We start from the raw sequence: 6,533 nt of genomic DNA, 5'->3' as shown, positions 1-6,533 counted from the left end.
ACCAACGTGGGCGGCACCAACCCTGTGACGGGCACCTTCACGGCCGGCGCCGTCACGGCGGGTGGCTCTCGTGTGGCCATCAGCTCTGGCCCCAAGATCGCCAACGGCTCGGATGCCTACACGATCACGGCCAGCGCGCTGGATGCCAACGGCAACCTGAACACCAGTGCCGCCGCCACCTTCAGCTTCAGTGCACCGGGCACGGGCGCGGCGCTGAGTGCTGCAACTTGCACCACAGCAAACACGGGTGGCAGCGCAGGCACCTGCTCTGTCACCTTGACGGCGACTACGGCAGGTACCTACAGCGTGACGGCCACCCTGGGCGGCACCAATGTGGGCGGCACCAACCCTGTGACGGGCGCCTTCACGGCCGGTACCGTCACGGCGGGTGGCTCTCGTGTGGCCATCAGCGGCGGCCCGAAGGTGGCCAATGGCTTGGATGCCTATACCCTCACGGTCACGGCCAATGATGCCAATGGCAACCTGAACACAAATGCAGCCACGACCTTCAACTTCAGCGCACCGGGCACCGGTGCAGCACTGAGCGCCAACACCTGTACCACGACGACCACCGGCGGCAGTGCAGGCACCTGCTCGGTCACTTTGACAGCCACCACGGCGGGCACTTACAGCGTGAACGTCACCCAGGGGGGCGCCACCGTGGGTGGGACCAACCCGGTCACGGGCTTGTTTGTGGCGGGTGGGGTGGCTGCTTCCGGCTCGCGCGTGGTGATCAGCCAGGGGCCCAAGATGGCCAATGGAACGGACGCCTACACCCTCACGGTCACGGCCAATGATGCCAACGGCAACCTGAACACCAGCGCGGCCAGCACCTTCAGCTTCAGCGCGCCTGGCACGGGCGCGGCTCTGAGCGCCGCGACTTGCACCACAGCCACCACGGGTGGCAGCGCAGGCACTTGCTCTGTCACCTTGACGGCAACGACTGCAGGCAGCTACTCGGTCACGGCCACTTTGGGTGGCAGCAGCGTGGGCGGCACCAACCCGGTGGTGGGCACATTCATCGCAGGTGCTGTCACGGCGGGCACAGCGCGCGTGGCCATCAGCACGGGCCCCAAGATCGCCAACGGCTCGGATGCCTACACCATCACGGCCAGTGCGCTGGATGCCAATGGCAACCTGAACACCAGTGCGGCCAGCACTTTCAGCTTCAGTGCGCCTGGCACGGGCGCCGCGCTGAGCGCCGCGACTTGCACCACAGCGACCGCGGGCGGTAGCGCTGGTACTTGCGCTGTCACCTTGACAGCAACGACTGCAGGCAGCTACTTGGTCACGGCCACCCTGGGCGGCACCAACGTGGGCGGCACCAACCCTGTGACGGGCACCTTCACCGCAGGTGCCGTAACGGCGGGCACGGCGCGCGTGGCCATCAGCACGGGCCCCAAGACGGCCAATGGAACCGACGCCTACACCATCACGGCCAGTGCGCTGGATGCCAACGGCAACCTGAACACCAGCACAGCCAGCACCTTCAGCTTCAGTGCACCCGGCACGGGTGCGGCGCTGAGCGCTGCAACCTGCACCACAGCCACCACCGGCGGCAGTGCAGGCACGTGCTCGATCACCTTGACGGCGACCACGGCGGGTACCTACAGCGTGACGGCCACCCTGGGCGGCACCAACGTGGGCGGCACCAACCCTGTCACAGGGGTGTTTGTGTCAGGCTCACCCACGGCCAGCAGTTCACGGATCGTGATCAGCAGCGGCCCCAAGGTGGCCAATGGCACCGACGCCTTCACCCTCACGGCCAGTGCGGTGGACGCGAATGGCAACCTCAATACCCTCAGTGCCACCACGTTCAATTTCAGTTCGCCGGGCACGGGTGCCGCGTTGAGCGCCACCACCTGCACCACGGCCACAACGGGTGCCGCTGCGGGTACCTGTTCGGTCACCTTGACCGCAACGACCGCTGGCAGCTACAGCGTGACAGGGAGCATGGGCTCGACACCTGTGGCTGGCAGCACCAACCCGGTGACGGCTGTGTTTGTGGCCGGTGCGGTCACGGCAGGCAGCTCGCGGGTGACCATCAGCGCTGGCCCCAAGACGGCCAACGGCAGCGATGCCTACACCATCAGCGTGAGCGCCCTGGATGCCAACGGCAATCTCAACACCAGCAGCGCCATCACTTACAACTTCAGCGCCCCGGGCACCGGATATGCATTGAGCGCCACCACCTGCACCACGACCACCGCGGGCGGCACTGCGGGCACCTGTACGGTCACCTTGACGGCGACCACGGCAGGCAGCTACAGCGTGACGGCCACCCAGGGCGGCGCCAACGTGGGCGGCACCAACCCTGTCACGGGGGTGTTTGTGGCGGGCGCGCCCACGGCCGGCGGCTCGCGGGTGGCCATCAGTGCCGGCCCCAAGACGGCCAACGGCACTGATGCCTACACCATCACCGTGAGTGCGTATGACGACAACGGCAACCTGGCCACGGGCGCGAGCAATACCTTCAACTTCAGCGCCCCGGGGACTGGTGCGAGCCTCAGTGCCAACAGTTGCACCACCACGGCGGGCACCTGCTCGGTCACACTGAAGGCTACCGTCGCCGGCAGCTACAGCGTCTCGGCCAGCCTGGGCGCCACGCCCGTGAGCGGCACCAACCCGGTGGTAGGCGTGTTCGTGGCCGGTGCCGCCACGGCGCTGTCGTCGCGGGTGAGCCTGAGCACCGGCCCCCTGCCCCCCAATGGCAGCACGGCCTACACCCTCACGGCCACCGCCTACGATGCCCAGGGCAATCTGGCGTCGGGCACGGCCAGCACCTTCAACTTCAGCAACCCCGGCGCGGGCGCCTCGCTCAGTGCCAGCAGTTGCACCACCACGGCGGGCACTTGCTCGGTGAGCTTGACGGCCACCGTGGCCGGCAGCTATGCGATCACAGCCACCCTGGGCGGCTCCAACGTGGGCGGCACCAACCCGGTCACGGCCGTGTTTGTGGCAGGCAACCCGGTGGCCGGCACCTCGAGCCTGGCCATCAGCGCGGGCCCGAAGCTGGCCAACGGCAGCGACAGCTACACCCTCACGGTCTCGGCCAATGACGCCCAAGGCAACCTCAACACGACCAGTGCCACCACCTTCAGCTTCGACACGCCACTGCCCGCCTCGGGCGCCAGCCTGAGCGCAGGCACCTGCACCACGGCCACCACCGGCCCCGATGCAGGTCGCTGCACCGTGACCCTCAAGGCCACCGTGGCCGGCACCTACAGCGTGAAGGCGCGCCTGGATGGCAACCTGATCGGCGGCAGCAACCCGGCCAGCGCCGTGTTCGTGGCGGCGGCCCCCACCGCCACTGCCTCGCGCGTGGACATCAGCGCCGGCCCGCGCGTGGCCAATGGGGTGGACAGCTACACCCTCACCGTGAGCGCGCTGGACGCCAATGGCAACCTCAACAGCACCACGGCCACCACCTTCAGCTTCAGCGCCCCGGCGGCCGGCGCCAGCCTGAGCGCAAGCACCTGCACCACGACGGCGGGCACCTGCGCCGTCACCCTCAGTGCAACCGTGGCCGGCAGCTACGCGATCACGGCCAGTCTGGGGGGCACCCCGCTGGGCGGCACCAACCCGGTGGTCGGTACCTTTGTGGCCGGCGCACCGACGGCGTCCACGGCCCGTGTGGCCTTGAGTGCGGGCCCCAAGACGGCCAATGGTGTGGATGCCTACACCCTGACGGTCAGCGCGCTGGACGCCAACAACAACCTCAACACCGCCAGCGCCATCACGGTGAGCTTCAGTGCACCTGCAGCCGGCGCCAGCCTGAGCGCCAGCCAGTGCACCACCGCGACCAGCGGCGCCGGCGCGGGCACCTGTTCGGTGAACCTGACGGCCACCGTGGCCGGCAGCTATGCCATCACGGCCAGCCTGGGCGGTACGCCCCTGGGCGGCACCAACCCCGTCACGGCCGTGTTTGTGGCAGGTGCTGTCAGTGCTGCGGGCTCCAGCCTGAGCATGAACCCACCCGGGCCGCTGACGGCCGATGGCGTGGGGGCCTACACCCTGACCGTGCGTGCGCAGGATGCCAACGGCAACCTCAACGCTGGTGCGGCCCAGACCTTCAGCTTCAGCAACCCCGGCGCGGGCGCCACATTGAGCGCCAGCACCTGCACCACGCCCACCACGGGCGCGGCGGCCGGCACCTGCTCGGTCACCCTCAGCGCCACCCTGGCCACGGTCTTCCATGTCAGCGCCAGCCTGAGCGGCACCCCGGTGGGGGGCACCAACCCGATCGATGCCCGCTTTGTGGCCGGTGAGGCCGTGGCCGCCACCGCAAGGGCCAGCATCGATGCCGGCCCCAAGCTGGCCAACGGCAGCGATGCCTACACCCTCACGGCCAGCGCCACCGATGCCTTTGGCAACCTGGACGTGAGCCAGCCCTACACCTTCAGCTTCAACGCGGGTGGCGTCGGGGCCGTGCTCAGCAGTGCCAGCTGCACCACGACCACCAGCGGTGCTGATGCCGGTACCTGTACGGTCAGCCTGAAGTCCACCGTGGCGGGCAACCAGAGCGTCAGCGTGAGCCTGGGCGGCCAGAGCCTGGGCGGCACCAACCCCCTGGTGGGCATGTTTGTGGCCGGCCCGGTCAGTGCCGGCAGTGCACGCGTGAGCCTGAGCAGCGGCCCGCGCACGGCCAATGGCAGCGATGCCTACACCCTCACGGCCCAGGCGCTGGACGCCAACGGCAATATCAACACCGGCACGGCCTTCACGTTCAGCTTCAGCGCCCCCGCAGCCGGGGCCAGCCTGAGCGCGGCCACTTGCAGCACCGCCACCAGCGGCGCTGCTGCGGGCACCTGCTCGGTCACCCTGACGGCGACCGTGGCGGGCAGCTACGCCATCACGGCCAGTGTGTCTGGCACCGTGCTGAGCTCGGGCAACCCCTTGACGGCCGTGTTTGTGGCTGGCGCAGCCCAGGCTGGCAGTTCCACCCTGGCCATGGATGCCGGGCCCAAGACCGCCAATGGCAGCGACCGTTACACCCTCACGGCGACGGCGCGCGATGCCCAGGGCAATCTGGTCAGCAATGGCAACAGCAGCTTCAGCTTCAGTGTCTCGGGCAGCGGTGCGGCCCTCAGTGCCAGCACCTGCACCACCACAGCGGGCGTGTGCAGCGTCACGCTGAGCGCCACCGTGGCGGGCACTTACGCCGTCACGGCCCAGCTCGGTGGCCAGGCCGTCGGCAGCGGCAGCCCCGCTCAGGCCGTGTTTGTGGCCGGTGCGGCCACGGCCGGCAGCTCGCGTATCAGCATCACACCTGACGGCCCCAAGGCCGCCAATGGGGTGGATGCCTTCGTCATCACCGCCCGCGCCTTGGATGCCCAGGGCAACCTGGTGACGGGCACCGCCAATACCTTCAGCTTCAGTGCTCCTGGCGCCGGTGCAGCCCTGAGCGCCAGCAGCTGCACCACCACGGCCGGCACCTGCAGCGTGCAGCTCACCGCCACCGTGTCGGGCACCTATTCGCTGAGCGCAAGCCTGGCGGGCTCGCCGGTGGACGGCGGCCGCCAGGTCAGCGCCACCTTCCAGGCCGGTGCGGTGACGGCGGTGGTGTCCAAGGCCCTGATCAGTGTGGGCCCGAAGATCGCCAATGGCGTGGACCCCTACACCGTGAGTGCCGAGGCCTATGACGCCCTGGGCAACCGGGTGACGCTCAACCCGACCGCCTTCACCTTCACCATTGACGGTGCGCCCAATGCAGCCACCCTCAGTGCCGACCACTGCGTGACGCCCACCACGGGGGCGGACGCTGGTGGCTGCGGCGTGAGCCTGGTGGCCAGCAGCGCGGGCTCGTATCAGGTGCATGTGCGCCTGTCCGGAGAAGGCCTGGCCGACCCGGTGGCCCACAGCCCGGTCACTGCGGTGTTCGTGGCGGGCAGCGCCACGGCTGGCGGCTCGCGGGTCAGCATCAGCAGCGGCCCCAAGGCTGCCAATGGGTTGGACGCCTACACCATCACGGCCTCTGCCTATGACGCCAATGGCAACCCGAACACGGCTGCTGCGACCACGTTCAGCTTCAGTGCACCGGGTGCGGGCGCCAGCCTGAGTGCGGCCAGTTGCACCACAGCCACGACGGGGGCCAGTGCCGGCACCTGCTCGGTGACGCTCACAGCCACGGTGGCGGGCAGCTATGCCATCACGGCCAGCATTGGCGCCACGCCGGTGGGCGGTGGCACCAACCCGGTGACGGCGGTGTTCGTGGCAGGCCCCCCGACGGCGGGCCATTCGCAGGTGACCATCAGCAGCGGCCCCAAGACGGCCAATGGCAGCGATGCCTACACCATCACGGTCAGTGCCTACGACGCCAACGGCAACCTCAATACCGGCGGTGCCAGCGTGTTCAGCTTCAGCGCGCCGGGCACGGGTGCCAGCCTGAGTGCCAACAATTGCAGCACCACGGCGGGTACCTGTTCCGTCAGCCTGACGGCGACCACGGCGGGCAGCTACAGCGTGACGGCCACCTTGGGCGGCAGCAACGTGGGGGGCACCAACCCGGTGACGGGTGTGTTTGTGGCTGGTGC

General features: G+C 69.0%; 1 protein-coding gene. It reads left to right on the top strand.

The annotated features are described in order from the left end of the window. The coding region (locus L880_RS33625; RefSeq protein ID WP_043330698.1) for an Ig-like domain-containing protein at nt 1-6,533 on the top strand (6,533 nt) is incomplete at both ends.

Source organism: Curvibacter gracilis ATCC BAA-807, assembly GCF_000518645.1.
Taxonomy (GTDB): domain Bacteria; phylum Pseudomonadota; class Gammaproteobacteria; order Burkholderiales; family Burkholderiaceae_C; genus Curvibacter; species Curvibacter gracilis.
The sequence above is the reverse complement of the archived record's forward strand: the minus strand, read 5'-3'. Positions and strand labels throughout refer to the sequence as shown.